Origin of the sequence: Collimonas sp. OK412, from assembly GCF_900112135.1 — a bacterium.
Lineage (GTDB): Bacteria > Pseudomonadota > Gammaproteobacteria > Burkholderiales > Burkholderiaceae_D > Collimonas > Collimonas rhizosphaerae.
The window spans coordinates 14,592-39,996 of sequence record NZ_FOLC01000021.1; the positions used below are offsets into that span (position 1 = coordinate 14,592).

The 25,405-nt window shown below is 60.4% G+C and carries 30 protein-coding genes, 1 tRNA gene and 1 riboswitch; of the genes, 12 read left to right on the forward strand and 19 right to left on the reverse strand.

Annotation, left to right across the window (positions count from 1 at the left end; genetic code table 11):
* Nucleotides 1–363 precede the first annotated feature (363 nt).
* The 11 genes from BM062_RS19020 to BM062_RS19070 form a co-directional block, all read right to left on the reverse strand.
* A complete protein-coding gene (locus BM062_RS19020; RefSeq protein WP_092399724.1) occupies nucleotides 364–1,959 on the reverse strand; it encodes a GMC family oxidoreductase in 1,596 nt (531 codons plus the stop codon).
* A 160-nt stretch (nucleotides 1,960–2,119) separates the two neighbouring features.
* Nucleotides 2,120–2,344 (reverse strand): hypothetical protein, encoded by a 225-nt coding sequence (locus BM062_RS19025; protein ID WP_038492120.1) that lies wholly within the window; start codon nucleotides 2,342–2,344, stop codon nucleotides 2,120–2,122.
* A gap of 124 nt (nucleotides 2,345–2,468) precedes the next feature.
* Entirely contained in the window at nucleotides 2,469–2,789 is a 321-nt protein-coding gene (locus BM062_RS19030; protein ID WP_092399726.1) for a hypothetical protein, read from the reverse strand.
* A gap of 137 nt (nucleotides 2,790–2,926) precedes the next feature.
* On the reverse strand, nucleotides 2,927–3,577 hold the full coding sequence (locus tag BM062_RS19035; RefSeq protein WP_092399728.1) for a Pr6Pr family membrane protein: 651 nt from the start codon (nucleotides 3,575–3,577) through the stop codon (nucleotides 2,927–2,929).
* A gap of 19 nt (nucleotides 3,578–3,596) precedes the next feature.
* Nucleotides 3,597–4,223 carry a riboflavin synthase gene (locus tag BM062_RS19040; RefSeq protein WP_092399730.1) on the reverse strand — a complete coding sequence of 209 codons (627 nt, stop codon included), beginning with the start codon at nucleotides 4,221–4,223 and terminating at the stop codon, nucleotides 3,597–3,599.
* 17 nt (nucleotides 4,224–4,240) lie between these two features.
* Nucleotides 4,241–5,329 (reverse strand): bifunctional diaminohydroxyphosphoribosylaminopyrimidine deaminase/5-amino-6-(5-phosphoribosylamino)uracil reductase RibD, encoded by a 1,089-nt coding sequence (ribD, locus tag BM062_RS19045; RefSeq protein WP_092399732.1) that lies wholly within the window; start codon nucleotides 5,327–5,329, stop codon nucleotides 4,241–4,243.
* A gap of 112 nt (nucleotides 5,330–5,441) precedes the next feature.
* On the reverse strand, nucleotides 5,442–6,365 hold the full coding sequence (locus BM062_RS19050; protein WP_092399734.1) for a PilW family protein: 924 nt from the start codon (nucleotides 6,363–6,365) through the stop codon (nucleotides 5,442–5,444).
* On the reverse strand, nucleotides 6,359–6,901 hold the full coding sequence (locus tag BM062_RS19055) for a GspH/FimT family pseudopilin (protein WP_092399736.1): 543 nt from the start codon (nucleotides 6,899–6,901) through the stop codon (nucleotides 6,359–6,361). Before BM062_RS19055 ends, BM062_RS19050 begins: the two co-directional genes overlap by 7 nt.
* Nucleotides 6,902–7,013: 112 nt before the next feature.
* Nucleotides 7,014–7,481 carry a transcriptional regulator NrdR gene (gene nrdR, locus BM062_RS19060; protein WP_014007375.1) on the reverse strand — a complete coding sequence of 156 codons (468 nt, stop codon included), beginning with the start codon at nucleotides 7,479–7,481 and terminating at the stop codon, nucleotides 7,014–7,016.
* A gap of 365 nt (nucleotides 7,482–7,846) precedes the next feature.
* Complete coding sequence (gene glyA / locus BM062_RS19065) at nucleotides 7,847–9,094, reverse strand: serine hydroxymethyltransferase (protein ID WP_092399738.1); 1,248 nt, start codon at nucleotides 9,092–9,094, stop codon at nucleotides 7,847–7,849.
* Nucleotides 9,095–9,180: 86 nt separating this feature from the next.
* Nucleotides 9,181–9,306, reverse strand: a riboswitch (ZMP/ZTP riboswitch).
* 133 nt (nucleotides 9,307–9,439) lie between these two features.
* On the reverse strand, nucleotides 9,440–11,788 hold the full coding sequence (locus tag BM062_RS19070; RefSeq protein ID WP_092399740.1) for a TonB-dependent receptor: 2,349 nt from the start codon (nucleotides 11,786–11,788) through the stop codon (nucleotides 9,440–9,442).
* Nucleotides 11,789–11,823: 35 nt separating this feature from the next.
* On the opposite strand from BM062_RS19070, the gene BM062_RS25255 reads away from it, so the two are divergent.
* From BM062_RS25255 to BM062_RS25670, 11 genes are all read left to right on the forward strand, one after another.
* Nucleotides 11,824–12,108, forward strand: a complete 285-nt coding sequence (locus tag BM062_RS25255; protein WP_139220123.1) for a hypothetical protein — start codon at nucleotides 11,824–11,826, stop codon at nucleotides 12,106–12,108.
* Nucleotides 12,053–12,799 carry an SDR family oxidoreductase gene (locus tag BM062_RS19075; protein ID WP_092399742.1) on the forward strand — a complete coding sequence of 249 codons (747 nt, stop codon included), beginning with the start codon at nucleotides 12,053–12,055 and terminating at the stop codon, nucleotides 12,797–12,799. The genes BM062_RS25255 and BM062_RS19075 overlap by 56 nt, the downstream gene beginning before the upstream one ends.
* A 90-nt stretch (nucleotides 12,800–12,889) precedes the next feature.
* Complete coding sequence (ybgC, locus tag BM062_RS19080) at nucleotides 12,890–13,354, forward strand: tol-pal system-associated acyl-CoA thioesterase (RefSeq protein WP_092399744.1); 465 nt, start codon at nucleotides 12,890–12,892, stop codon at nucleotides 13,352–13,354.
* 223 nt (nucleotides 13,355–13,577) lie between these two features.
* Nucleotides 13,578–14,279 (forward strand): protein TolQ, encoded by a 702-nt coding sequence (gene tolQ / locus BM062_RS19085; RefSeq protein ID WP_092399746.1) that lies wholly within the window; start codon nucleotides 13,578–13,580, stop codon nucleotides 14,277–14,279.
* Nucleotides 14,279–14,713, forward strand: coding sequence for a biopolymer transporter ExbD (locus BM062_RS19090; protein WP_092399748.1), 435 nt, complete (start codon nucleotides 14,279–14,281; stop codon nucleotides 14,711–14,713). The genes tolQ and BM062_RS19090 overlap by 1 nt, the downstream gene beginning before the upstream one ends.
* Nucleotides 14,714–14,723: 10 nt before the next feature.
* Entirely contained in the window at nucleotides 14,724–15,650 is a 927-nt protein-coding gene (tolA, locus tag BM062_RS19095) for a cell envelope integrity protein TolA (RefSeq protein ID WP_092399750.1), read from the forward strand.
* A gap of 3 nt (nucleotides 15,651–15,653) precedes the next feature.
* Nucleotides 15,654–16,937, forward strand: coding sequence for a Tol-Pal system beta propeller repeat protein TolB (tolB, locus tag BM062_RS19100; RefSeq protein WP_092399752.1), 1,284 nt, complete (start codon nucleotides 15,654–15,656; stop codon nucleotides 16,935–16,937).
* A 51-nt stretch (nucleotides 16,938–16,988) separates the two neighbouring features.
* The gene (gene pal, locus BM062_RS19105) at nucleotides 16,989–17,507 is read left to right on the forward strand and encodes a peptidoglycan-associated lipoprotein Pal (protein ID WP_092399754.1); all 519 of its coding nucleotides are present in this window, start codon (nucleotides 16,989–16,991) and stop codon (nucleotides 17,505–17,507) included.
* A 2-nt stretch (nucleotides 17,508–17,509) separates the two neighbouring features.
* Nucleotides 17,510–18,256, forward strand: a complete 747-nt coding sequence (gene ybgF / locus BM062_RS19110; protein ID WP_371326611.1) for a tol-pal system protein YbgF — start codon at nucleotides 17,510–17,512, stop codon at nucleotides 18,254–18,256.
* A gap of 90 nt (nucleotides 18,257–18,346) precedes the next feature.
* Nucleotides 18,347–18,422, forward strand: a tRNA-Lys gene (locus BM062_RS19115).
* 120 nt (nucleotides 18,423–18,542) lie between these two features.
* Nucleotides 18,543–18,719, forward strand: coding sequence for a hypothetical protein (locus BM062_RS25670; RefSeq protein ID WP_175501088.1), 177 nt, complete (start codon nucleotides 18,543–18,545; stop codon nucleotides 18,717–18,719).
* Here the strand turns inward: BM062_RS25670 and BM062_RS19120 are convergent.
* Both BM062_RS19120 and BM062_RS25260 read right to left on the reverse strand, forming a co-directional pair.
* Nucleotides 18,716–18,988 (reverse strand): fucose-binding lectin, encoded by a 273-nt coding sequence (locus tag BM062_RS19120; RefSeq protein WP_092399758.1) that lies wholly within the window; start codon nucleotides 18,986–18,988, stop codon nucleotides 18,716–18,718. The genes BM062_RS25670 and BM062_RS19120 overlap by 4 nt on opposite strands.
* Nucleotides 18,989–19,110: 122 nt before the next feature.
* Entirely contained in the window at nucleotides 19,111–19,341 is a 231-nt protein-coding gene (locus tag BM062_RS25260; RefSeq protein ID WP_139220124.1) for a hypothetical protein, read from the reverse strand.
* 331 nt (nucleotides 19,342–19,672) lie between these two features.
* Between BM062_RS25260 and BM062_RS19125 the strand changes: the two genes are divergently transcribed.
* Complete coding sequence (locus BM062_RS19125; protein WP_092399760.1) at nucleotides 19,673–20,374, forward strand: pirin family protein; 702 nt, start codon at nucleotides 19,673–19,675, stop codon at nucleotides 20,372–20,374.
* Nucleotides 20,375–20,437: 63 nt separating this feature from the next.
* On the opposite strand, the gene BM062_RS19130 is transcribed toward BM062_RS19125, so the two are convergent.
* From BM062_RS19130 to BM062_RS19155, 6 genes are all read right to left on the reverse strand, one after another.
* On the reverse strand, nucleotides 20,438–21,361 hold the full coding sequence (locus tag BM062_RS19130; RefSeq protein ID WP_092399762.1) for a LysR substrate-binding domain-containing protein: 924 nt from the start codon (nucleotides 21,359–21,361) through the stop codon (nucleotides 20,438–20,440).
* A 25-nt stretch (nucleotides 21,362–21,386) separates the two neighbouring features.
* Nucleotides 21,387–22,310, reverse strand: a complete 924-nt coding sequence (locus tag BM062_RS19135) for a DedA family protein/thiosulfate sulfurtransferase GlpE (RefSeq protein WP_092399764.1) — start codon at nucleotides 22,308–22,310, stop codon at nucleotides 21,387–21,389.
* Nucleotides 22,311–22,396: 86 nt separating this feature from the next.
* On the reverse strand, nucleotides 22,397–23,101 hold the full coding sequence (locus BM062_RS19140; protein WP_092399766.1) for a YoaK family protein: 705 nt from the start codon (nucleotides 23,099–23,101) through the stop codon (nucleotides 22,397–22,399).
* 18 nt (nucleotides 23,102–23,119) lie between these two features.
* Nucleotides 23,120–23,272 carry a DUF1427 family protein gene (locus BM062_RS19145; protein ID WP_092399768.1) on the reverse strand — a complete coding sequence of 51 codons (153 nt, stop codon included), beginning with the start codon at nucleotides 23,270–23,272 and terminating at the stop codon, nucleotides 23,120–23,122.
* The gene (locus tag BM062_RS19150) at nucleotides 23,269–23,460 is read right to left on the reverse strand and encodes a DUF1427 family protein (RefSeq protein ID WP_092399770.1); all 192 of its coding nucleotides are present in this window, start codon (nucleotides 23,458–23,460) and stop codon (nucleotides 23,269–23,271) included. The genes BM062_RS19145 and BM062_RS19150 overlap by 4 nt, the downstream gene beginning before the upstream one ends.
* A 59-nt stretch (nucleotides 23,461–23,519) precedes the next feature.
* On the reverse strand, nucleotides 23,520–25,367 hold the full coding sequence (locus BM062_RS19155; protein WP_092399772.1) for an amidohydrolase: 1,848 nt from the start codon (nucleotides 25,365–25,367) through the stop codon (nucleotides 23,520–23,522).
* Nucleotides 25,368–25,405 lie beyond the last annotated feature (38 nt).

Here is a 25,405-nt window from a genome sequence, read left to right on the forward strand (position 1 = left end):
CATGGCAGGGCTCCGGTTAGATAGACTGTGTTGATGCATCGCAGCATATAAAAACGGGGGACTTATTGCCAATTGTTATTTCTGATTCCTTATATAAGGTTCGTGAATATCACTCTCGCCGCCGAACCGGCTCCACCATATAAAAAGCCCGCTATCTTTAACGATGCGGGCTTTCCCTGTCTCCTCACCTCTAGAGAGATGGACTCTTTTTTGCGTGAAGCGATACTGAGCCAAAAAACTTTAACCGTCATCATGCGCCGCAACATAGCGTTGTTTTGCGCCAACAGGCGCATATGCCGCTTGCCTTGTCAGGCTGTTTTCGCGTAGCGGCAGCGATATTCGTCGCTGCCGGCGCCTTTGCCGTCATCGCCCTTGCCGTATGAAATCCACCGCTTTCTCGGCGATCATGATGGTGGGGGCATTGGTATTGCCGCCGATCAGGGTCGGCATGATGGAGGCATCGACCACCCGCAGGCCCTGGATGCCGCGCACCCGCAAGGTCGGATCCACCACGGCGGCCTGGTCGACGCCCATCTTGCAGGTGCCCACAGGGTGGTAGACCGTATCGACGTGCTGCCTGAGGATGGCGCGTATCTGTTCGTCCGACTGCACGCCTGCGGTGCGTATGTCGCGCGTGCTGTAGGCGGCCAGCGCCGGCGCTTCAAGCAGTTTGCGGGTGGCCTTGAAGCCGGCCACCATGTCTTCCAGGTCTTGCCGATGGTCCAGGAACTTGGGATCGATCAGCGGCGCGTCCTGCGGATTGGTGTTGCGCAGGCTGACGTGTCCTACGCTTTTCGGCCGCAACAGGCAGACATGGCAGGAGAAGCCGTGTCCCCAGCGCAGCTTGCGGGCATGGTTTTCCAGGCAGCCGACGACAAAATGCAATTGCAGGTCCGGCGCCGGCAAATCCGGCCGGGTCTTTAAAAAACCGCCGCATTCGGCGACATTGCTGCTCAACATGCCGCGCCTTTCCTTGCGGTAGCGCTGCAGCTCCTTGAACATGCGCAGCGCGCCGCCGGCGGAAATGCCGAAGGTGTCCAGGCTGTCGGACTGATGGCAAAACACAAAGTCGGGATGATCCTGCAGGTTCTTGCCGACGCCCGGCAAGTGGTGCTGCACATGGATGCCCAGCTTGCGCAGTTCGGTGCCGTCGCCGATGCCTGACAGCATCAGCAGCTGGGGCGACTGGAAAGCGCCGGCAGCCAGGATCACTTCGCGCCTAGCGCGCAGCACACGCAACGTGCCGCCCTGCCGGACTTCAACGCCGACCGCCCGTCCCTGCTCGATGACGAGGCGTTCGGCATAGGCGCCGGTCTCCACCCTAAGGTTGCTGCGCTGTCCCAGGTGCGGCATCAGGTAAGCGCGCGCGGCGCTCCAGCGTTCGCCGTTTTTCTGCGTGACCTGGTAAATGCCGAGACCTTCTTGCTGCTCGGCGTTGAAATCCGCGCTCAGCGGATAACCGGCCTGGCGCGCGGCTTCCAGGTAGTGCTGCTGGATCAGGTTGTCGCTGCGCAGGCCGCTGACCCATAAAGGCCCGTCCTGGCCGTGCCAGGCGTTGGCAAACTGTTCGTTATGCTCTGATTTCTTGAAATAGGGCAGCACATCGTCGAACGACCAGCCGCTATTGCCGAGCTGGGCCCAATGATCGTAATCGGAACGATGGCCGCGGACATAGACCATGGCGTTGATGGCCGACGATCCGCCCAGCGCCTTGCCGCGCGGCTGGTAACCGCGGCGGCCGTCGAGGCCGGCTTGCGGCACGGTCTCGAACGCCCAGTTGTTGATCCGGGTCGGCACCATGGCAACCGCGCCGACCGGCATCTTCACCACCCAGCTGTCGCCGCTGCCGCCGGCTTCCAGCAGGCATACCGATATTTCAGGATCTTCCGTCAGGCGGCCTGCCATGACACTGCCGGCCGAACCGCCGCCTATCACCACGAAGTCGAACTCATCGCTCACTGTGCATCTCCCGCTCTGGTTATATTTATGTGCCTGGACAAGCCAACGGCAACAAATTTAACAGCTGCGGGAGAATCACGCCATGTGGCGGGCTAGAACATTTGTTTCAATTACGCAAAATATGCAATCGGGAAACAATCGGGAAAATGCGGCAATCGCTTCAGTGCGCTTTCGACATGACTACCAGCCATTTGCGAAACAGCAATATTTCGAGATGGCCAGCCTGGATGCCGGCGTTGCATTCGACCACGGGGTTGCTTCGATAGAGGCGCTTGTAGAAATCGCGGCAGATGAACAGCTCACGCTTGCCGAAGCGCATCAGGATTGAGGAAGGGGTAGACTCCATACCAAAGCGGGAGCCGGAGGTAATGTCCAAGTTCGTCATGGCAGCAATTCCAATCTCGTTGAAGGGAATTGCACTGTACCATAACTACTGTATATGCATACAGTAAATTGTAGCGTGTCTGTTTTTAGTCACGCTGCCGACCGGCAGCGTGACCTGATTCTAATCAACGGCGCCAGCCGCGGTCATGCCAGTAATGGTCATGCCAGCCGCGGCCACCGCGCCAGTATCCCGGACGGCCGTAATAAGCCGGCGGATAGTAGCCAGGGGCGCCATACACCACGACCGGAGGCGGCCGCACATACACGGGCGGCGGCGGTGCGTAATAGACTGGCGGCGGGGCATAGTAGACCGGCGGCGGGGCATAGTAGGCGGGGCCAGGCACACCGATATTCACCGACCAATGTGCTCCGGCAAACGCCGGGGCCGCCGCGAACATGCCGACAGCAAGCATTCCGAACAGAGCAACGCGCATGGGGTTTTTCATGGCAATTCTCGATGGCTTTGAGTTAAACATGACTATATTTAACCTAATTTTTGAAGGTGGCGCTACGTACAAGTCGTAAGGCCTGTAACAACATGTATCGCTGTATATGAACTGTGGCTTTTTTCGTACACCCGGGCTTAATCGATCGCCAAGTCCTGGCGCTTGTAACGGGCAATCGCAACCAGGGCCATTGCAATCAGGAAAAATCCCACCAATAGCATGGCGGCATTGGCCATCACCCGCGGATAACCGAGCTGGACGACATTCAGGAACGGATAGGGATAAAAACCCGACAAGCTGCCGCGCACCATTGCCATCACGAAATAAGCCAGCGGGTAGATCAGCCACAGCAGGCTGTCTTTTGCCTGCAGGCCGCTCTTGACCGCGAACAGCAGCCAGTACGACACGAACAGCAACGGCACCACGGTATGCAAACCCTCGTCCGACAGCCTGTGCAGGCCGGTAAACGGCGCATGGTTGCGCAGCAGGAGGTTGTAGCCAAGGCCGACAAAGATGATGTACAGGGCCATCGCGGTGAGCACCCCGGGCCGTGAGAAAAACCGGCCGGACGCGGAATCAGGCTGAAGCAGCAGCAGCGTGCAGCACACCGCCAGCAGGACATTGGTAAGGATGGTCAGGTAGCCGAACATGCGCCAGACGGCCTCGCCGTAGGTCATGCCCTTGGCCACCAGGATCGGGATCGAAATGGAAAATTGCGCGGCGATGGAAAACCATGCAACCAGCGCAATCAGCAGCAGCAACAGCTGCGGTGCGATAGCTTTTTTCATGGGCGCATTCCGGGATGCTTTAAGAAGCCGCACCCTGGTCGACGCTCAGCATGCGTTCCACATAGCGTGCGATCAGGTCCACTTCCAGGTTGACCTGCTTGCCGACCTGCAGATGTTTCAGCGACGTCACCTCAATCGTGTGCGGAATCAGGTTGATCGAAAACAGGCAGCCATCGGCCACATCGTCGACCCGGTTGACCGTCAGCGAGACGCCGTTGACCACCACCGAGCCCTTGTAGGCAAAATATTTGGCAAGATCGCGCGCAGCCTTGATCACCAGCTCCCAGGACTCGCCCACCGGCTCGAATTTCTGCACCAGCCCGAGGCCGTCGACATGGCCCGACACCAGGTGGCCGCCCAGGCGGTCGGCCAGGGTCAGGGCCTTTTCCAGGTTCACTTCGCCGGTGGCGTCGAGGCCGACGGTGCGATTAAGGCTTTCGCGCGAAACGTCGACTTCAAAGCTGCCGGTGCTCTTCTCGACCACGGTCATGCAGGCGCCGTTGAGAGAAATCGAATCGCCCAGCGCGACATCGGCCAGCGACAGGGCGCCGGCGTCGATCTGGAGCCGGACCCCATCATCGGTGCTGGAACCCAGCGGTTTGACGGAAGTGATTTTGCCGACGGCGGCGACGATACCAGTGAACATGATGGCAATATGAAAAATTAACGGAATCGTGCAAGGATACGCAAATCCTCGCCTATCTGCTTGATTTCATGAAATTTCAGGCTTAGCTTGTCGTCGAGGTTTTCCAGCGCCGGCAGGCTGAACATGCCGCGGCCGTCGCCCAGGATCGAGGGCGCCAGGTAGACCAGCAATTCGTCGACGCAATGTTCGCGGATCAGCGAGGCATTCAGCTTGGAGCCGGCTTCGACATGCAGTTCATTGATCTGGCGCTTGCCGAGTTCGCGCATGACTTGCGGCAAATCGACCTTGCCAGCGGCGTTCGGCAGCACCACCACTTCAGCGCCCTGCTGTTCCAGCAAAGCCTGTTTTTCCGGATTGGCGGCAGCGCTGAACACCAGGTTGCCGCCGCCCGCCAGGATTTTTGCGTCCGGGCTGATGCTCAGCTTGCTGTCGACGATCACCCGCAGCGGCTGCCGCGACACCGGCGGCACGGTGCGCACCGTCAGCTGCGGATTGTCTTCTTTCACGGTGCCGATGCCGGTCAGGATGGCGCCGGCGCGGGCGCGCCACATATGGCCGTCGTCGCGCGCCGCCTGCGAGGTGATCCACTGGCTCAGGCCGTTATGCAGCGCGGTCTTGCCGTCCAGGCTGGCGGCCACTTTCAGCCTGACCCAGGGCTTGCCGGTCTGCATGCGCGTGAAGAACCCGATATTTAACTCGCGCGCCTGCGCCGCCAGGACGCCCGATTCGACCGCGATCCCTGCCGCCTGCAGGCGCGCCATGCCCTGCCCCGCCACCAGCGGATTGGGATCGCCTATGGCCGCAACTACCTTGGCTACGCCGGCCTGCACCAAGGCATCGGCGCAAGGCGGCGTGCGGCCGAAATGACTGCAAGGCTCGAGCGTGACGTAGACGGTGGCGCCGCGCACATCGTGGCCCTTGGCGGCGGCATCCTGCAGCGCCTGGATCTCGGCGTGGTTGCCGCCCGGCGGCTGGGTGAACCCGCTGCCGATGACCTGGCCGTCCTTGACGATCACGCAGCCGACGGCGGGATTCGGCGCGCTCGACAGCAGGCCGTTTTCGGCGAGCCGCAAGGCTTGCGACATCAACTGTTCAGCCGTGCTCATGGAAAAAACCTGGAAATCATGTGAAAGCCGTGAGAAAGGAGAGATGCGTTGATTGTACAAAAATATGCCGCCGCCATCGTTAATTAAAATGCGATGCCGGGTATTGCCGGCTTCAAGGCGGCGCCAGGCTCGCCGCGGCGCGGTTGCGCAAGGTAACCACCCGTTTGAATACCGCCCGCAAGCGGCGGTCGCCTGCCAGCCTGGCCGTACCGCTGCAGTCGACGTAGCGCTGCGGGCCGGTGGCCAGCTGGATTTCTCCATGCAACTGCAGGCACAGGCTAACGCTGACGACCCGCTCCCAGTTCTGCAGCTGGTCGTCAGACAAGGCCGTCACTTGGGTTGCGTTCAAGAACTGGCGCGGCGTCGTGTCGCCAACTGCCGCCACGCCGTATGTCAGCCTCATGTCCTCGACATTATTGACGATCGGCTGCGCGTTGTTGCTGCCGTTGCCCTGGCAATAAAGCGAGCTGGCGCCGCTGCCGGCGTGCACCGCAGCAAAATAATGATTGCTGGCGATGGTGACGGACGGCGCCAGCATGTACGCCGGATGGCCTGGCGGCACAGCATTCGACGCCACTCCCGCGCCATGGCAATCGACGCCGGCGCCGCTGGCCGGATCGGGGTAGTCATCCGTCCGGTAGCGGACTTCGAAAGCGGCCATCCCGGGCGCCGTGCTGCAGGAGAAATCCTTGCCTCCGGGCCCCAGCGGCTTGACGAAACCATGCTCGCAGCCGCGCAGCCCCTGGGCCGGCGCGCCGTCGGCCAGGATGAAATCGGTGATGGGCGTGGTCCCGGGCGCGGCGCTGGCCAGGTTGCCAAACCCTGCCTGCCGCAGATCCCTTTCCATCAGGATCATGGCGTCATTGCCGTCCTGGTACAACCGCCGTTTATCCTCGTTCAAGCGGAAGCTGGCTTTGCTGCCGAGATAAAGCGTCGTGCACAGCAGCAGCAAACCGGAAGCAATCGCCAGCGCCACCAGCAATTCCACCATCGAAAGTCCAGCTTGCCTGTTGCCGATGGATGCAGGGTTCAGCATTCGGCGGTGTCAGGTTTTACGCTGATGCGGCCGGTGCTGGAGATGCATACCGTGCGCGCGAACTCGCCGTTGTGGCTGACGGCCAGCTTGGCGAAACTGCTGCTGGCGTTGCCGCCGCTGTGATAGGTGATCGTTTTCCTGGTGGCGGCGACCTGGCTGCTGTCATCCAGCGCCCCCTGCCGCGACAGGATCTGGCCGCTGTCGGCCACCAGCACCAGCCAGCCGGCGCCCCAGTCGTCGGCGGCGCGCTTGGCCGTAGCGGCCGCACTGCATGCGGCGGCGGCTGTGTCGGCGTCTATGCTGCGGCACACCTGCACCCCGCGGCCGCGCTGGATGGCTTCGCTGCGCGCCAGCGTCAGCGCGGCAACCAGCTGGCTGGTGTCTGCGGCCAGCCGGTTCTGGACCAGGAACCCTCGCATGGCTGGCGCCGCCAGGCTCAGCAAGATGCCGGCGATTGCCAGCGCGATCATGGCTTCGATCAGGGTCAGGCCCGCATCGGGCGCAATCACGCGCATGGACGTTCGCAGCAAATGCATAAGGCGCTCCTGGCTAGGCAGTATTCATTTCATTTTCATCAATCATTCTGACAAAAAAATAGCGCCGGACAGGCCGGCGCTAGCGTATTTAAGAAATGACTTCCTGCATGATTCATTTCCTGCGGCTTGGCGGCCCGGAGAATTCTTCGATCATGTTCTGGAATTCCGCCACATCCTCAAAACTCTTGTAGACCGAGGCGAAACGGATATACGCAATCTTGTCCAGGCGCTTGAGTTCGCGCATCACCAGCTCGCCGACATGGCCGGACAGCACTTCGCGCTCGCCGCTCGACAGCAGTTTTTCCTTGATCCGCTGCAGGGCCTCGTCCAGCGCCTCGACCGACACCGGCCGCTTGCGCAGGGCCAGCATCAGGCTGGCGCGCAGCTTGAGCGGATCGAAATCGGTGCGGCTGCCGTTCTTCTTGACGATCACCGGCATCGCCAGTTCTATCCGCTCGAAGGTGGTGAAACGTTTGTCGCATTGCATGCAACGGCGCCGGCGGCGAATCGAGTCGCCCTCTTCCGACACCCGCGTGTCGAGCACCTGGGTTTCTTCATGCTGGCAGAATGGACATTTCATGATGGCGGTAATCCGAAAGTGATTGCAACAGGCTGTGTCGGCAGTTCCATCTCTACATTATTCCTTTTTGCGGCCATGTGCCGATTTGAAACAAACCGGCGTTACATGGAGCATGGGCCCGTGCAGGGTTCAAGCTGCGCCGGGCCCATGGCTCCAGTGCCCTGAGTCAGAAATTCATTGAAGAAAAGCGATGCAATCGGCGCCATGCGTCGTTGCAAATACTCGCAAGGAGCCACACCCTTGCTCCGTTTTGCGCCTAGCCTGGCGCCGATTGCATCACTTTTCTTATTCAACGAACCTCTGACTCAGGACACTAGCCGATTACCGACAGGCTCTGCAGCGCATCGGCAACCGGTGTTCAAGCATCAAGCTGCATATACCGGGAAAGCGTCGGTCAGTTTCTTGACTTCGGCCTTGACCCGTTCGATGGTCGCTGCGTCATGCGGATTGTCGAGCACGTCGGCGATCAGGTTGCCGACCTTGGTCGCTTCCGCTTCCTTGAAACCGCGGGTAGTGAACGCCGGGCTGCCGACACGGATGCCGGAAGTGACGAACGGCTTTTCCGGATCGTTAGGAATGGCGTTCTTGTTGCAAGTCATGTGCGCCGCGCCCAGGATCGCTTCGGCTTCCTTGCCGGTGATCTTCTTGGCGCGCAGGTCGACCAGCATCACGTGCGATTCGGTACGGCCGGAAACGATGCGCAGGCCGCGCGCGATCAGTGCTTTCGCCAAAGCGTCGGCATTCTTCACGACCTGCTGCTGGTAAGCCTTGAATTCCGGCGTCAGCGCTTCCTTGAACGCCACTGCCTTGCCGGCGATGACGTGCATCAGCGGACCGCCCTGGATGCCTGGGAAAATCGCCGAGTTGATGGCTTTCTCGAATTCGGCCTTCATCAGGATGATGCCGCCGCGCGGGCCGCGCAGGGATTTGTGGGTGGTCGAAGTCACAAAGTCGGCATGCGGCACCGGGTTCGGGTATTCGCCCGCAGCGATCAGGCCGGCGTAATGCGCCATGTCGACCATGAAATAAGCGCCGACTGCCTTGGCAACCTTGGACATGCGCTCGAAATCGATGCGCAGCGCATAGGCCGAAGCGCCGGCAATGATTAGCTTCGGCTTCTTTTCGTGCGCCAGGCGCTCGAATGCTTCGTAGTCGATTTCTTCTTTTTCGTTCAAGCCGTAGGACACCACGTTGAACCACTTGCCGGACATGTTCAATGCCATGCCATGGGTCAGGTGGCCGCCTTCCGCCAGCGACATGCCCATGATGGTGTCGCCTGGTTTCAGCATGGCGAAGAATACGCCCTGGTTGGCTTGCGAGCCGGAGTTAGGCTGGACGTTGGCGGCTTCGGCGCCGAACAGTTCCTTGACGCGGTCGATCGCCAGCTGCTCGGCGATGTCGACGAATTCGCAGCCGCCGTAGTAGCGCTTGCCTGGATAACCTTCAGCGTACTTGTTGGTCAGCTGGGTGCCCTGCGCTTCCATGACGGCAGGCGAAGTGTAGTTTTCCGACGCGATCAGCTCGATGTGTTCTTGCTGGCGGTGGTTTTCTTTCTGGATGGCGCTCCACAATTCCGGATCGACATTGGCGATGGTATGGTTTTTTTCGAACATGTGATACTCCAATCGATAAGGGTGTGCCTAAATCGAATGAGGGCCAGGATAAGGGGAAATGCGGCAGCCTCAGTCGTACTTTCCATTAGGGCTGCCCAGGCGCACGGCGGATGAAATCTCACGCTTCCCGGTGGATGCCCACCTTTTGCCGAAGCCGCCGCGATCTTATGAATCCGCGCGGTCCGGTTTTTTCGCCAGTCACGTGAGACGAAATGGTGCGGCTATTGTAAGCGAAGCACCTGGTTTGGGCAAGATTGGGCGCAGGCCTTGAAGCGGAATAAAAAAAGCCGCCCCGGAGGACGGCTCTTACGTGGAATTTACTAAAATGACAACAATTACGAACGCTTATATCTTGCCCGCCAGGCTGACGCCTATGGTGCGCGGCGCGACCCGGTAGCCTTCCGATACCGATTGCACGTTCGGACGCTGGATCACCTTGTCGCTGTTGGTTAAATTCTTGACAAACAAGGTCAGCTCCCAGCGGTCATAGGTGGCGCCGACGCTAGCATCGACGGTGCTGTAGGCCGGACGCTGGTAATCCGGGTCGGTAGCCACCAGGGTGCCGTGGCTGCTGCCGGTCCAGTGCGCGGCGGCGCGGGCGAAGCCGTAATAGTCGCCCGGCAGGTTGAAGGAGTACTGGCCGGTCAGGCTCACGTTGTATTTAGGCACGCCCTGGATCGGATCGCCGGCGTGCGCTTTCAGCGACGGCACGTCGGACGACAGGGTGGCCTTGGTGTAGCCGCCGGACAGGCCGAGCAAGATGTTGGAAGTCGGCTTGCCCTTGATCTCGAACTCGGCGCCGTAGCTCTTGGCCTTGCCGACATTGGTTTCATAATCGAAGCCGCAGCCCGGCAGCTGGATATCCTGCTGCAGGCCGTCCCACTGGATATAGAACACGGAAGCGTTGACCGACAGGCGGTTGCCCAGCAGGCGCGACTTGTTGCCCAGTTCATAGCTCCACAGCTTGTCGGACTTGAACGAAGTCGGCGCCTCGGTGATGCCGAGATTGGCGAAGTCGGAGGCGCACAGCGAGGCCGGGATCGGACGGGTATTGCCGCCCAGCCGGAATCCTTCGGTGGCCGAGGTGTACACGGTGTTGTTGGGATCGACTTCCCAGATCAGCGAAAACTTTGGCGTGAGCTTGGAAGAACTGCTGCTGACCGATGAACTGGTCGGGCCGCCGTTCCAGTAATCGTCGCCGTTGCGGCTCAGGCTGTCGGTGGCTTGCAGGTAACGCAGGCCGACGGTGCCGTGCAGGGTCGGCACGAAATAGTAATTGAGCTCGCCGAACACCGCTTTCTGCTCGGTGCGGTAGTGGCGCTCGCTGAAGTAGGAATTATCGTTCGGGAAAGCGATCCCGAGCTGGCCCGGATCGGCCGGATTGGCGCCGAACGCGGCGTAAGTGGCGTTCAGGCCGAAGATCGGCTCGTTGTCGGTGACATTGGTGTGCAGGTTGGCGTAATAGACGCCGCCCAGCCAGGTGAAAGGCGACACGTTCTGGTCATACGGCTTGGAGGCGACCCGGAATTCCTGCGAGAACTGCCGCACCTGGTTCTGCAGGTACACCGCCGACGGCAAGGCGCCGATCGCGGCCGCCAGGCCGGGCGGCGTGTCCGGCACCGCGGAACCGAGGTTGTTGACGGTGGTGCCGTCCTGGGTGCGGTTGAAGGTGCGCTGGTAAAAGCTGGAAACCGACACCAGGTCAGCCTTGCCCATGTCGTAGTTGACGGTCAGGCTGGGCACCAGCAGGCGGTCGTTGCCCGGTTCGCGCACCAGCTTGCTGGTCTGGTTCTTGGGCAGGGCCAGGTAGGAGGCATCGATATCCTTGGAATTGACTTCCTGGTAGAACACCGAGGGCGTGATGCTCAGGTTGCGGGTCGGCTGCCATTTCATGGCCAGTTTCACCACGCTTGAATCCTGGGAGTTGATGCCGGAAGCGATCACATTGCCTGTGGTTGGCGATACCTGGTCGATATAGCCGCTTTCATGGCCGGTCTGGATGCCGATGCGCAGCGCCAGCTCGCCCGGGATCAGGGGCTGGTTGACGACGCCATTGACGGTGTAGTTGGTGCCGCCGCCCTTGGTCCCCGACACTTCGGAATAGACGCTGGCTTCGCGCTCCTTCAGGTTGGGCTGGTTGCTGATGAACTTGATGGTGCCGCCCATCGAACTGGCGCCATACAGCGTTCCCTGCGGGCCGCGCAGCACTTCGATGCGGTCGATGTCGAAGAACTTCGGTTCGGAACTGCCCATGCTGTACAGGTTGCGGGTGGTCATCGAAACGTCGTCGAGATAGACGCCGACGGTAGCTGAACCGGCGGCCGAACTGATGCCGCGGATTTCGATATTGCTGAGGCCGGCGCCCGCGCCGCTGGCGCCGGAGAACGAGATATTCGGCATGGCCCGCGTGACGTCGGCAAAGTTGTTGATGTGGGCGGCTTGCAGTTCCTCGCCGCTGATCACCGAAATGCTGAGCGGCACCTTGCTGGCGTCTTCCTTGCGCTTTTGCGCCGTCACCACCACCGCTTCAATCTGCTCGCTCTGCTTCGCCGATTTTTTCACTTCGGGCGCGGCGGCCGGATCGGCGCCGGCAGGCAGCTGTTGCGCGGCGGCCGTCGCTGTCGCCAGCAGCAAGGTGGAAGTTGCTGCGGCCGCAGCAATCGCGCAGGTCAGATTCGAGGAACCAGGTCTCATTGTTTTATAACCCTTATCGTAGACAGCAGTGAAAAATGCTGTTCAGCAATATTTGTGCCACACCACGTTTCCCGGCAACGCCGGGCATCGATACCAGCGGCAATCTTGCCGGGTCAAAACCGGGGCCGGTTCCTGTGCCACGTTCTGGTGCGGCCTGCACCAAGGCCAATACCGGGCCGCCGTTCTGCGATAGGCAATGGCGGCCCGCCAAATTGGGCTACAATTTCCGGCTGGACCAACACCGCAACGACAGGAGCATTGACCATGATTGTCTTGATTACCGGCGCAACCGCTGGCTTCGGCGCCGAAATGGCACGTAAATTCACCAAGAACGGCCATCGGGTCATCGCTACCGGCCGCCGCAAGGACCGGCTCGACCAGCTGGCCGCTGAACTGGGCGCAGCCGTCCTGCCGATCGTCATGGACGTCACCGACAAGGCTTCGATCAGCAGCGCGCTGGCGGCGCTGCCGCCGGATTGGCAGGAAATCGACGTGCTGGTCAACAACGCCGGCCTGGCGCTGGGCGTGGAATCGGCGCAGCAAGCCTCGCTGGAAGAATGGGAAACCATGATCGAAACCAATTGCAAGGGCCTGGTGACCATGACCCGCCTGGTATTGCCCGGCATGGTGGAACGCGGGCGCGGCACCGTCATCAACCTCGGCTCCATCGCCGGCGAATATCCCTATCCGGGCGGCAACGTGTATGGCGCTACCAAGGCTTTCGTCAAGCAGTTCACGCTGAACCTGCGCGCCGACCTGGTCGGCACCGGCGTGCGCGCAACCGATATCGCGCCGGGCTTGTGCGGCGGCACCGAATTCTCCAACGTGCGCTACCGCGGCAACGACGAAGCGGCCGCCAAGGTGTATGAAGGCACCCAGCCGCTGACGCCAGGCGATATCGCCGACACCGCCTACTGGGTCGCGACGCTGCCGCCCCACATCAACATCAACCGCATCGAAATGATGCCGACCTGCCAGGGTTTCGCCGGCATGAGCATCAAGCGCAACTGAGCCGCAGGCCAAGCCGAAACGGCTGCAGCGCGCTTCCCGCCTGCAGCCCGTCCCTCCTGATTCCCCTCTACGACAGAAGCAAGCCAGACGATGAGCAACCCGACCCCCGCCCCGCACCCAGACTTCAGCTGGCGCATCCGTGTCTATTACGAAGACACCGATACCGGCGGCGTAGTGTTTTATGCCAACTACCTGAAATTTTTCGAGCGCGCCCGCACCGAATGGCTGCGCGCCGCCGGCGTCGGCCAGCGCGCGCTGGAGCAGGCCGACGGCGTCATGTTTGTGGTCAAAAGCACCAGCGTCGACTATCATGCGCCGGCCAAGCTGGACGACGAGCTGCAGCTGACCGTGGTGGTCGAGCGCATCGGCCGCGTAGTCGTCGACTTCATCCAGCAAGCCTGGCGCCTCGGCGAGGATGGACCAACCTTGCTGGCCACCGGCCGCATCAGCGTGGCCTGCGTAAACGCCGGCAGCTTCCGGCCGCAAGCCATTCCAAAGCAGGTGCTGCACAAGATCAAGCCCGGCGCCGCTGATTCCGTGCCGGCAGCGGCATAAAGCTTGCTTGAATGCACTCAGCCAAATAGTTCGCTGCGGCAACCCTTGAACCTTCCGGCGCCGGGCATGGTCTGAGCAACATTGCAATAAACCCGGGGCCAGCGATAACGTCCGGTAACAATTTCTTCATCAATTGCTAATTTTGCGGTAAGCACTTTACGATTACAATTCACCGTTTAAGTCTTTTACTTAAACCTAAGACCATTCCTCAAGACCGCTATCCATGAATGTCACCCAAGATCTTTCGTTTATTACCCTCATCACCAATGCTTCAGTATTAGTACAGCTGGTCATGGCACTGCTGCTGGCAGTCTCCGTGATGAGCTGGACTTATATTTTCCGCAAGATGTTCGCGATCCGCAGCGCCCGTTCGCAGACCGAGGAATTCGAACGCGCATTCTGGTCCGGCGGCAACCTCGCCACCCTGTACCAAGACGCCACCTCGAACCGCCGCAAGGGCGCAGGACAAACCGGCGCGCTGGAACGCATTTTCGAAGCCGGCATGGATGAGTTCAACAAGGTCAAGGCTTCGCTCGGCCACAAGGCCGCAGGCGATTCCGCCGCCATGCTGGACGGCGCCCGGCGCGCCATGCGCGCGGCTTACCAGCGGGAAATGGATGCGCTGGAATCGCACCTGGCGTTCCTCGCCTCGGTCGGTTCGGTATCGCCGTATGTCGGCCTGTTCGGCACCGTGTGGGGCATCATGAATGCGTTCCGCGGCCTGGCAAACGTCCAGCAGGCAACGCTGGCGGCGGTCGCGCCCGGCATCGCCGAAGCCTTGATCGCCACTGCGATCGGCCTGTTCGCTGCGATTCCGGCGGTGGTTGCCTATAACCGTTTCTCGCATGATGTCGATCGCCTGGCCATCCGCTTCGAGAGCTTCATCGAAGAATTCTCCAACATCTTGCAACGTCAGGCGCGCTAATGTCCGGCTCCTCATCCATGCGCGGCGGCCGCACCCGCAAATTCAAGGCGGACATCAACGTCGTTCCGTACATCGACGTGATGATGGTTTTGCTGGTGATTTTCATGGTATCGGCGCCGCTGACCAACCCGAGCGTGATCAATTTGCCGAATGCGGCGAAATCGGCGACGCCGCCGACCGAATACATCGAGATCACCCTCAAGCCCGGCGACCTGACCAGCATCCGCATCAACGGCCAGAAAAGCGGCACCAGCAAGGCCGAGAGCGTGTCCAGGAACGGCTTGAAGCAAAAGCTGCAGCTCCTGCATGCCGACAAACCCGACATGCCGGTGATGATTTCGGCCGACAAGGATATTAAATACGACGAAGTGATCAAGGTCATTTCGGAAGCCAAGATGCTTGGCATTAACCGCGTCGGACTGGCGACAAAGTGACGATCTGGTTATGACAGGCAACTCCCCGTATTCCGTACCAAAAGAACCCGGCAGCATACGCGCCATCTTGCTAGCAGCGGCGGTGCACGCCGCCCTGTTTGCCTTCCTCTGGTTCGGCATCCACTGGCAAAGCACGCAGCCGATAGCGGTCGAGGCTGAAATCTGGGATCCGCAGATCAAGGACGCCGCGCCGACGCCGCCGGAACCCGTGCCGCAGCCGACGCCACAGCCGAAGCCGGAACCGGTGATCCAGGAAACCACGCCGCCGAAGGTGGTGGCGCCGCCATTGCCGGACCCGGAAATCGCGCTGGAACAGGAAAAGAAACGCAAAGAACAGGAACGCAAGGACCTCCAGCGCCAGGAAGAACTGGAAAAGCAGAAGAAATTGCAAAAACAGCAAGCCGAGGATGAGCTCAAGGACAAGCTGAAGGCTGAAGCCGAGCAAAAAGCCGCCAAGGACAAGGCCGCGGCACAGGAAAAGCAGAAGCTGGATACTGCCAAAAAGGCTGAAGCCGATGCCAAGAAGAAGCAGGCAGCAACCGAGGCCGCCGCCGAAACCAAGCGTCGCAGCGATGAAATGAAGCGCATGCTGGGCCAGGCCGTGGGCAACGGCGCTGCCAACAGCACCGGCACCGCGGCTCAGTCGCAAGGGCCGCGCGGCGATCCCGGCTATGCGCAAAAGGTCGCCAGCAAGATCAAGTCGAACATTATCTTTAATGTGCCCGAAGGGCTGGCTGGAAACCCGGCAGCGGAATTTGATGTCCAACTGCTACCGGACGGTTCGGTAGCAAGCGTACGCCTCAGGAAACCGTCGGGGGTGTCCGGTTTCGACGAGGCGGTCAAACGAGCGATTGAGAAATCGGCGCCTTATCCAAAAGACAAAACGGGTTCTGTACCGTCCAGCTTCATCGGAACCCATAAACCGAAAGATCAGTAAGCCATGAAAAACAAACTGCACCAGATATTCGCGGTCATCGGGCTAGCGCTTAGCGCGCTGGTATTCAGCGCTCCGGTGAATGCTCAATTGCGTATCGAAACCTCCGGCGTCGGCGCTACCCAGATTCCGATCGCGATTGCCGGTTTCAGCAACGAAGACCTGGCGCCGCAACAGGTGACCGCCATCATCAAGGCCGACCTGGCGCGCAGCGGATTTTTCAAGATCATCGATACCGGCGACGTCATCTCCGAAGCGACCCAGGTCAACCTGGGCGACTGGAAAGCGCGCGGCGCCGACGCCTTGGTGGTCGGCAGCGTGCAGCGCCTGGCCGATGGCCGTTTCGATGTCCGCTATCGTCTGATGGACACCGTCAAATCGGCCCAGCTGTCGGCCCTGGCGATGGCCGCCGCGCCACAGTACACGCGGGTTACCGCCCACAAGATCGCCGACGACATCTATGAAAAACTGATCGGTGCGCGCGGCGCCTTCGCTACCCGCATCGCCTACATCATCAAGGCCGGCAAGGAATACCGGCTGGAAGTCGCCGACTCCGACGGCGAAGGCACGCAGGTCGCGCTGCGCTCCAACGAACCGATCATTTCGCCGGCCTGGTCGCCGGACGGCACCAAGGTTGCGTATGTTTCGTTCGAAGCCAAGAAACCGGTGGTCTATGTGCAGAACCTGATCACCAAGCAGCGCATCGTGGTGGCCAACTACAAGGGCAGCAATTCGGCGCCGTCGTGGTCGCCTGACGGCAGCAAGCTGGCGATCGCACTGGCGCGCGACGGCCTGACCCAGGTCTACGTGGTGAACTCCGACGGCGGCGGCTTGCGGCGCCTGACCCAGACCAACGGTATCGACACCGAACCGCAATTCTCGGCCGACGGCCAGAACATCTATTTCACCAGCGACCGCAGCGGTGGCCCGCAAATCTACAAGATGAGCGCCAACGGCGGCGACGCCCAGCGCGTGACCTTCGGCGGCACCTACAACATCAGCCCGCGCATTTCGCCCGACGGCAAGACGCTGGCTTATATTTCGCAGCGCGGCGGCCGCTTCCAGCTGTATGCGCTGGACCTGACCAACGGCCAGGAACAGCGCTTGTCGGATACGGTCAAGGATGAATCGCCGAGTTTTTCGCCGAACGGCAAATACATCATGTACGCCACCGAATCGGGCCGCCGCGGCTCGCTGGCAGTGGTCTCGGTTGACGGCCGCGTAAAACAGCGCTTAACTATGCAAGCTGGCGACATACGGGAGCCTACTTGGGGTCCTTTCATGAAATAATCACGTAGTTACTTTGAATCGACGTTCGTTTCCCACTCTGGAGAATTAAAAATGCTAAATATCAGAAACTTTGCCCTCGTCATTGCCAGCGCCATCCTGCTGGCCGCTTGCTCGTCCCCTGTCAAGCTGGACGACAAGGCAGTCCCGGTCGTCGACAGCGGCGCTACCGGCGCTGATACCCGTTCCGTCAATACGGTTGACGCCGGCTCCAGCGATCCGCTGAACCAGCCAGGCGGCATCCTCTCCAAGCGCAGCATCTACTTTGACTTCGACAGCTACATCGTCAAGGACGAGTTCAAGTCCGTGGTCGAAGCGCACGCCCAGTACCTGAACAGCCACAAGAACCGCAAGATCATCATCCAAGGCAATACCGATGACCGCGGCGGCCGCGAATACAACCTGGCGCTGGGACAAAAACGTGCCGAGGCAGTGCGCAAGGCATTGGTATTGCTGGGCGTATCGGATACCCAGGTCGAAGCAGTTTCGCTGGGCAAGGAAAAACCTAAGGCTCTCGGCAGCGACGAAGCGTCCTACGCTGAAAACCGCCGTTCCGACATCGTTTATCAATAATGATGCGGACGTTCTTCAAAGCCACGATGACTGCGGCCATGCTGGCCGCGGTTTTTTCCGCTCCGACCGCCCGCGCCGGGCTGTTTGACGACGATGAAGCACGTCGGGCGATTTTGGATATACGCAGCAAGATCGATGCGGTGAATGCCAGGGTCGACACCAAGGCAGACAAGACCAGCTCCTTGAGCCTGTCCGACCAGAATGAACACCTGAACCAGGAAATCGCCAAGCTGCGCGGACAGATCGAAGTCCTGACCAACGAGCTGGCCAATACCCAGCAGCGCCAGAAAGATTTCTACGTCGACCTCGATACCCGCTTGCGCAAGCTGGAGCCGCAAAAGGTCAGCGTCGACGGCCAGGAAGTCAGCATCGGCGCCAACGACCAGAAAGCCTACGATGCAGCGCTGGCGACCTTCAAGGCCGGCGACTATAAAACCGCGGCAACGGCGTTTTCGAATTTCATACGGTCCAGCCCCGATTCAGGCCTGGCGCCGTCAGCGCAGTACTGGCTGGGCAACGCCTATTACGCCCTGCGCGACTACAAGAATGCGATTGCGGCACAGCAAGTGGTTGTCACCAAATATGCCGACAATCCCAAGGCCGCCGATGCACTGTTGAATATCTCCAGCAGCTATACCGAGCTGAAGAACAAGCCACAGTCCAAGCGCGCACTGGAACAGCTGCTGTCGCAGTATCCGAACACGCCGGCAGCCCAGACTGCAAAGGAACGGCTGTCCACGCTGAAGTGAGCGGCAAAATTTAATTTTGTGGATTGTGCAAATAAAAGTGCATATGGGTTTGACAGCTCATATGCACTTTACATATAATAGCGGTCTTTCGGGTCGTTAGCTCAGCTGGTAGAGCAGCGGACTTTTAATCCGTTGGTCGCAGGTTCGAATCCCGCACGGCCTACCACGAATAAGCAGTACAGATAAGGCTCCCAGCAATGGGGGCCTTTTTCTTTGCCGCCCACTCAGTTCCGCAAAATTCGAATTGGCAAGATCATTACTGCTGTGTTCGATTTGGCTGTTTTGAATGAAGAATCAGCTCCTTGCCCAGAGTAATTTACGGGCTAAAGAGCTGATTTTATTTATAGGCAAAAAACAGGTCAGCAACGAACGTCATTGGAGCCATTGCAAGACCCGGCTCTCGCCTATTGTCGATGAGCGCGCGGAATTTGATTTGTTTCGCGCTTCACTGGCACAAAACTAGCCGGTGTAGGCGCCCTTGTACCAACCCTCGCCATCCCAGCACCACTCGGTCGTTTGGCTACCAGTGGTTGCATAGACGCGGATATGGATGGTGCTTCCGTTCAACCAGCTGGTTGCAGAGGCATTTTCACCTGGTTGCTTAAAGGCGCCTGTGTACCACCCCTTCGATCCGTCGTAGCAACGTTCAGAGATCGTAGAGCCATTGGACGTATAAACACGGATCGACGGCGAGCTGGTTCCCCATGAAACGGCGGCAGTTTGAGTTGACATTTTTAAACTCCTAGAATGAGTTGAGTAAAGTGACGAACTAAAACACTTCAGTGATCACGACATACGCGTCACTGTGATGGTGCTCATTCAGAGTAGCAAGCAACTAGCGAAATAAATACCTGTCAATTTTCCCTGTCAATTTTCGCAGCCGGCAGATGCAGGCGTAATCTTGCGAGCGCTGGATCCGGCGTCAATGCGGTTTGGCTGGATGAGAAATTTGGTTGGATGAGAAATGATGAGTCATCAAATTTCCACGATGAACGCTTCAGCGGAAAAACATACAATACGAAACGCTCAACCGGAAAATGCAGGTGGCTTTTTTGTTTTGTCCTGCCGATTTTTACATGCGGCAAGGCCCCTCTCCCCCTTTGCGAATTTCATCATCCGGCTACGTATTTGTCGCCAATAATTTATACTTGGCCATCCATTTTCGAATTTTATGTTGCAATGCCGATTTCCCTGTCTTCAAGACGTTTGCAATAATCAGCCCGCCATCCCGTGAACCGCATGAACAAAGGCATTTCCGTAATGATCGATAAATTCGAACATACACCCCTATTTTTTCCGTTTTTCTTTTGATTTGGCAACGCGCATACTTCTTCCAGTTGCTTCAACACTGCATCCGCCGCAATCATTCTTCATGGTGAAAAATGGGGCCGCCTGCAGTCATTGACGGAGAAAACCATGCTTCAAATTCGTAAAAGCGAGGAACGCGGCGTTGCCGACCACGGCTGGCTGAATTCACACCATACATTTTCGTTCGGCCATTATTTCGACGCCGAGCATACCGGCTTCGGGCCGCTGCTGGTGATCAACGAAGACCGCGTAAAAGCCGGCCAGGGTTTCGGCACGCACGGCCACAGCGACATGGAAATCATTTCCTATGTGCTGGACGGCGCGCTGGAACACAAGGACAGCATGGGCACCGGTTCGGTCCTGCATTACGGCGATGTGCAAAGGATGAGCGCAGGCAGCGGCGTGCGCCACAGCGAGTTCAACCACTCGGCGACGGCCCCTGTGCATTTCCTGCAGATCTGGATCAAGCCGAATGTCGCCGGCATCCCGCCCAGCTATGAAGAAAAACATTTCACCGTCGCCGAAAAACAAGGACAGCTGCGCCTGATCGCATCTGCCGACGGCCGCGGCAATTCGGTGCTGATACACCAGGATGCGTCGATCTATGCAGCGATCCTGAACGGCGGCGAGCCGCTGCAGCACACGCTGGCCGAAGGACGCAACGCGTATGTGCATGTGATACGCGGCCACGTCAGCGTCAACGGTCTCGAGCTGAACGGCGGCGATGCGGTGAAGGTGACTGCCGAGGCTGCGGTCACGCTGTCCAAGGCCGAGGCTGCGGAAGTACTGCTGTTCGACCTGCCTTATTGATTTTGCAGGCGCAGCAGAAGTGAACCAGGCCGGGACAGCGCCAAGCTGCCCGGCCTGTTTTTTTTAGCGCGCTCCAGGCACATGGCGGACCAGGCGCGCCATGGCGTCGCTGCCGCGCATGCGCTCCATCCACCAGCTCAAGGCGGCGCCGTCGTCGCCGGTGCGCCACGCCAGCGAAAAGGTTTCGTCCGGCTTCGGCTCTTCCACTTCTTTCACGATCAGGGCGCCCGACGCAATCGCCGCGCGCGCACATGGCTCCGGCAAAAAGCCGAAGCCGATGCCGGCCAGCTGCAAGTCGTATTTGCTGCGCATGTCGGGCACCGTCAGCGTGTCTTGCCCGAACAGCAGGCCGACCGTGCGCGAGGCCATCCTGCGCGCCGAATCCGCTACGCTGATAGCGCGGTGCGGCAACAGCTCGGCCTTGCCCAGCACACGCTTCACCTTGGCCAGCGGATGATTTGGCGCCACTACGAACACAAAAGAAATCGTCCCCATCTTCTCAGCGATATAACCGCCGCCCGCCGGCCCCTGCCCCGGCGCCGCGATCAGCAAATCGACACGGCGCTCCAGCAGCGCTTCCCAGGTGCCGGCCAGCGATTCCCTGGCGATGCGCAAGCGGGTCTTGTCGGCTACCGCGCAGAAGGCGGCGATATCGGTCTCCAGCGCCGTCACCGAAAACAGCGAGTCTATGCAGATCGTCAGCTCGGTCTCCCAGCCGGAGGCCACGCGGCGCACGCGGTGCTCCAGGTCTTCCGCCGCCTTCAGCAGGTAGCGCCCCTCCTTGAGCAGCTCGGCGCCGGCGCGCGTCAGCGCTACCTTCGGTCCCTGGCGTTCGTAGACCTGCACGCCCAGGTCTTGCTCAAGTTTCGATACGGTGTAGGAGATGGTCGAAGGGACGCGGTGCAATTCGCTGCCGGCGGCGGAGAACGAACCGCGGCGGTCGATGGCGTCGAGAATCAACAGCGCATCGAGACTGATTCTGAACATGGAACTCCCGATAGAGAGAAAAGAATTAGGAATCGATCGCGTAGCCGGCTGCGATCCAGGCGTCTATGCCGCCCGACAGCGGCCGCACTTTTTTGTAGCCCCTCAGCATCAGCTGCTTGGCGACCAGCGCCGCCGAGGCTTCGTTGGGACAGGCGCAGTAGACGATCACTTCCTGGTCTACCGGCGCATCGAACACGAAGCTGTTGATTTCCTGGTGCGAGATGGTGCGCGCGCCGGGGATCCTCCCGGCCTGCTGCGAAGCCGGCGAACGGACATCGACGATGGCCGGCGTGATGCCCTGCTTGAACAGCTGGTCCAGTTCCGCCACCGAGATGCGCGCCATGCGCAAGGACATGCGGAAACGCCGGCGCTGCCACCATTTGCTGGCGACGAATATCGCAAAGCCGGCGGCCACCAGCATCATGCCGTACTGGCCGAGCTCGGTCAGCACGCTCAGCAGGTCGTCGATGGTGGTGCTGAACAGGGAACCGAGGAAAATCGCCAGGCCGGCCCACAAGGCCGCGCCCATGCTGTCGTAAACGATGAAGGTAGTGCGGCTGGTGCCGATGGTGCCGGCCAGCGCGCTGGCGATGGAAGCAAAACCCGGGATGAATTTGGCGACCAGCAGCGAACGCGCGCCCCAGCGCGAATAGATGGACTCGGTCTGCCGCACGCATGAGTCGGGCGATAGTGAAATCCGGCACAGCGTGGACAGCACTTTCCTGCCGTAACGCCGGCCCGCCATGTACCAGAGGAAATCGGCGATCAGTGCCGCCGCCACCGCGGTAAGCAACAGCACCGGCGCCGAATAATCGCCGCGGTGCATCAGGGCGCCGGTGATCACCAGGGTCGGATAGGCCGGCACCGGCGCGCCCAGCTGCTCCGCCAGCACATTGAAAAATACGATGACCAGCCCATATTGCTCGATCAGATGAAACAGGTAGGTCATCGCTTTCGTCGCCTCGTTGCCATGTCGATAATTGCCATAATTGCCATGCCGGCAATATCAGGGTATTGCGCTCAATTCCTCGATCATTATAAAGTTGATGGCGATCCGGCCTCACTCTTTTCCGAAAGATATTCCGTGACCGCCAGCCAGGCCAGCAGCGCCGACGGCAGCAGCAGGGACAGGAACCGCAGGTACTTGTAGGCAAAAGCGCCGGCGATGGCGCCGACGCCGAACATCACCACCGGCCAGAAGAACTTGACGCAGCGCTGGCGCACCGTTTCGTCGGCCGCGCCGCGCAGGATGTCGACCAGGTCGATCACCAGCTGGGTGACATTGCCGGTCATGACCGTGGTTGGCGTCAGGTGCTGCAGCACCAGGCGGCTGCTGGCATTCTGCACGCCCATGCTGGCGGCGCCGCAGACGCCAGCCAGCAAGGCCAGCGGCGCTTCGGTGTCGCCGAGCGGTTGCGCCAGGCAGCCGGCGGCCATGAAGCCCAGTAAAAAAATCAATTGCAGCACAAACAGGTAAGGCATCGGCTGGCGGCCGCTGCGCTCAAGCCAGATCAGCGTGACCCGGGTCAGCGCCACCGCGAGTATGAAAGCCGGAAACGCCAGCAGCTTGATCAGCACGCCGTGCGAGTGATTGGCCAGTTCGCTGCCGATCAGCACGAAGTTGCCGGTGACATGCGCGGTGAACAGGCCGAACAAGGCGATGAAGCCTACGGTATCGACATAACCGGCCAGGAAACTCAATACGACCGATTGGTGGGTCCTGCGATTGCCTGCCTGCATCCTGCCTCCTCCGTTCTGTCAAACCTGGCCGGCGGCCATGTAACCCAATGTCATCGCCACCACCAGCAATGCGCCGACCGGCGTCGGCGGCGTCGGCGACGGCAGGTCGAACCAGCGGCACAAGGCGCCGACCAGCAAACCCAGCGCCATGCCCAGCAGCAGGGCAATCATAACTTGCTCCCGGCGGCGGCGCGCGCCGCCAGGTAGCGGTCCACCAGCCAGTAGCCGCTGCTCATCATGAACACCAGTATGGCGCCGCTCAGCACCGGCGGCGAAGGCACCGGAATCTGCGCCAGGTGGCAGGCGGCGCCGACCGCGAACGACAACAGCAAACCCAATACGATTTTTGTATAGCGCATGATAATCCTCAATCCGTCCCTAAAAGAAACGGACTTCCACCGGGAAGTCCGCGACAAGCTTAAAAAGCGAAACAGCTGCAACCCAGCGCACCCCAGAATCCCGAATAATCCGAGATCGGCACCGTCGATTTCCTTGCTGCGTCATGCGCGTGGGCGTGCACGCCGCAGGCGCCGGCACACTGATGCGGCAGGGCCTGGCGCTGCTGCGCCACAGGACGGTAATGGCCCGGCACGGTTTTCACCGGCGACCAGTCCGGCAGCACCGGGATAGGCGGCGGCGCCAGCGGCGCGAACTCGGCGGCGCCATAGACGATCTTGCCGCCAACCACCGTCAGCACCGATTCCAGCGCCTTGATGCTGTCTTCGTCGACGCTGAAGAAATCTGCCGACAACACCGCCAGGTCCGCCAGCTGCCCTTGCTTGATGCGGCCCTTCTTGCCCTGCTCGCTGGAAAACCAGGCGCTGCCGTTGGTCCAGAGTTCGAGCGCGGTTTCGCGCGGCAGCCTGGCCGCGGTGTCGTACAGCTTCATGCCGCCGACGGTGCGTCCCGACACCAGCCAGTACAGCGCGGTCCAAGGGTTGTAGCTGGCCACCCGGGTAGCATCGGTGCCGGCGCCGACCGGCACGCCCATCTCCAGCATGCGCGCTATCGGCGGCGTGTGGGCCGCGGCGTCGGCGCCGTAGCGGTCGACAAAATACTCGCCCTGGAACGCCATCCGGTGCTGGATCGCGATGCCGCCGCCCAGCACGCGCACCCGTTCGATATTCTGCGGCGTGATGGTTTCCGCATGGTCGAAGATCCAGTGCAAGCCGTCGAATGGAATCTCGCGGTTCACTTTTTCAAACACATCCAGCATGCGGCTGATCGATTCGTTGTAAGTGGCGTGCAGGCGGAACGGCCAGCGCTGCGAGACCAGGTGCCGCACCACTTGCTCCAGCTCGTTTTCCATGCCTGCCGCCAGCTCCGGCCGCGGCTCCAGGAAATCTTCAAAGTCCGCCGCCGAAAACACCAGCATTTCGCCGGCGCCGTTATGGCGGTAGAAATCGTCGCCCTGGCCGGGCGTGACCAAACCGGTCCATTTCTGGAAATCGTCCAGCTCCTGTCCCTTGCGCTGGGTGAACAGGTTGTAGGCGATGCGTATCGTCAGCTGCTGGTCGCGCGCCAGCTGGTCGATGATGGCGTAGTCCTCGGGATAATTCTGGAAACCGCCGCCGGCGTCGATGGCGCTGGTGACGCCGAGCCGGTTCAGCTCGCGCATGAACTGGCGGGTGGAGTTGACTTGCTGCTCGTGCGGCAAAGCCGGGCCCTTGGCCAGGGTTGCATACAGGATCATCGCATTCGGCTTGGCGATCAGCATGCCGGTCGGATTGCCGGCAGCGTCGCGCTGGATTTCGCCGCCGGGCGGATTCGGCGTGTCCTTGGTGTAGCCGACGGCGCGCAAGGCGGCGCGGTTGAGCAAGGCGCGGTCGTACAGGTGGAGGATGAACACCGGCGTGTCAGGTGCGGCGGCGTTGATTTCTTCCAGCGTCGGCATGCGCTTTTCGGCGAACTGGAATTCAGTCCAGCCGCCGACCACGCGTACCCACTGCGGATGCGGGGTGCGCAGCGCCTGTTCTTTCAGCATGCGCAACGCATCCGCCAGCGAAGGCACGCCTTCCCAGCGCAATTCCAGGTTGTAGTTGAGGCCGCCGCGGATCAGGTGCAAGTGGGAGTCGTTCAGGCCCGGGACCGCGGTGCGGCCGTTCAGGTCGATCACCTGGGTCGCGGCGCCGCGATGACGCATCGCTTCCTCCGCATCGCCGACCGCGACGAACTTGCCATCCTGTATCGCTACCGCCGTCGCCAGCGGCTGTGTCTTGTCGACCGTGTGAAAGCGGCCGTTCAACAAAATCATGTCTGCACTCATGGTTTCCTCCTCACGCAATCGGATCTGGTGTAACGCGG

Excerpts from the sequence above, each read along its gene's own strand:
- BM062_RS25255 (WP_139220123.1), top strand. The coding sequence starts at position 11,824 with ATGCTGTTCAGCAATATTTGTGCCACACCACGTTTCCCGGCAACGCCG.
- ybgF (WP_371326611.1), top strand. The coding sequence starts at position 17,510 with ATGCGGACGTTCTTCAAAGCCACGATGACTGCGGCCATGCTGGCCGCG.
- BM062_RS19070 (WP_092399740.1), bottom strand. The coding sequence starts at position 11,788 with ATGAGACCTGGTTCCTCGAATCTGACCTGCGCGATTGCTGCGGCCGCA.
- ybgC (WP_092399744.1), top strand. The coding sequence starts at position 12,890 with ATGAGCAACCCGACCCCCGCCCCGCACCCAGACTTCAGCTGGCGCATC.
- BM062_RS19145 (WP_092399768.1), bottom strand. The coding sequence starts at position 23,272 with ATGATTGCCCTGCTGCTGGGCATGGCGCTGGGTTTGCTGGTCGGCGCC.
- BM062_RS19135 (WP_092399764.1), bottom strand. The coding sequence starts at position 22,310 with ATGACCTACCTGTTTCATCTGATCGAGCAATATGGGCTGGTCATCGTA.
- BM062_RS19025 (WP_038492120.1), bottom strand. The coding sequence starts at position 2,344 with ATGACGAACTTGGACATTACCTCCGGCTCCCGCTTTGGTATGGAGTCT.
- BM062_RS19130 (WP_092399762.1), bottom strand. The coding sequence starts at position 21,361 with ATGTTCAGAATCAGTCTCGATGCGCTGTTGATTCTCGACGCCATCGAC.
- BM062_RS19050 (WP_092399734.1), bottom strand. The coding sequence starts at position 6,365 with ATGCTGAACCCTGCATCCATCGGCAACAGGCAAGCTGGACTTTCGATG.
- nrdR (WP_014007375.1), bottom strand. The coding sequence starts at position 7,481 with ATGAAATGTCCATTCTGCCAGCATGAAGAAACCCAGGTGCTCGACACG.
- BM062_RS19140 (WP_092399766.1), bottom strand. The coding sequence starts at position 23,101 with ATGCAGGCAGGCAATCGCAGGACCCACCAATCGGTCGTATTGAGTTTC.
- BM062_RS19090 (WP_092399748.1), top strand. The coding sequence starts at position 14,279 with ATGTCCGGCTCCTCATCCATGCGCGGCGGCCGCACCCGCAAATTCAAG.
- BM062_RS19040 (WP_092399730.1), bottom strand. The coding sequence starts at position 4,223 with ATGTTCACTGGTATCGTCGCCGCCGTCGGCAAAATCACTTCCGTCAAA.
- BM062_RS19155 (WP_092399772.1), bottom strand. The coding sequence starts at position 25,367 with ATGAGTGCAGACATGATTTTGTTGAACGGCCGCTTTCACACGGTCGAC.
- BM062_RS19075 (WP_092399742.1), top strand. The coding sequence starts at position 12,053 with ATGATTGTCTTGATTACCGGCGCAACCGCTGGCTTCGGCGCCGAAATG.
- tolQ (WP_092399746.1), top strand. The coding sequence starts at position 13,578 with ATGAATGTCACCCAAGATCTTTCGTTTATTACCCTCATCACCAATGCT.
- glyA (WP_092399738.1), bottom strand. The coding sequence starts at position 9,094 with ATGTTCGAAAAAAACCATACCATCGCCAATGTCGATCCGGAATTGTGG.
- BM062_RS19125 (WP_092399760.1), top strand. The coding sequence starts at position 19,673 with ATGCTTCAAATTCGTAAAAGCGAGGAACGCGGCGTTGCCGACCACGGC.
- BM062_RS19035 (WP_092399728.1), bottom strand. The coding sequence starts at position 3,577 with ATGAAAAAAGCTATCGCACCGCAGCTGTTGCTGCTGCTGATTGCGCTG.
- BM062_RS19030 (WP_092399726.1), bottom strand. The coding sequence starts at position 2,789 with ATGAAAAACCCCATGCGCGTTGCTCTGTTCGGAATGCTTGCTGTCGGC.
- pal (WP_092399754.1), top strand. The coding sequence starts at position 16,989 with ATGCTAAATATCAGAAACTTTGCCCTCGTCATTGCCAGCGCCATCCTG.
- BM062_RS19055 (WP_092399736.1), bottom strand. The coding sequence starts at position 6,901 with ATGCATTTGCTGCGAACGTCCATGCGCGTGATTGCGCCCGATGCGGGC.
- tolB (WP_092399752.1), top strand. The coding sequence starts at position 15,654 with ATGAAAAACAAACTGCACCAGATATTCGCGGTCATCGGGCTAGCGCTT.
- BM062_RS25670 (WP_175501088.1), top strand. The coding sequence starts at position 18,543 with ATGAAGAATCAGCTCCTTGCCCAGAGTAATTTACGGGCTAAAGAGCTG.
- BM062_RS19120 (WP_092399758.1), bottom strand. The coding sequence starts at position 18,988 with ATGTCAACTCAAACTGCCGCCGTTTCATGGGGAACCAGCTCGCCGTCG.
- tolA (WP_092399750.1), top strand. The coding sequence starts at position 14,724 with ATGACAGGCAACTCCCCGTATTCCGTACCAAAAGAACCCGGCAGCATA.
- ribD (WP_092399732.1), bottom strand. The coding sequence starts at position 5,329 with ATGAGCACGGCTGAACAGTTGATGTCGCAAGCCTTGCGGCTCGCCGAA.
- BM062_RS19150 (WP_092399770.1), bottom strand. The coding sequence starts at position 23,460 with ATGCGCTATACAAAAATCGTATTGGGTTTGCTGTTGTCGTTCGCGGTC.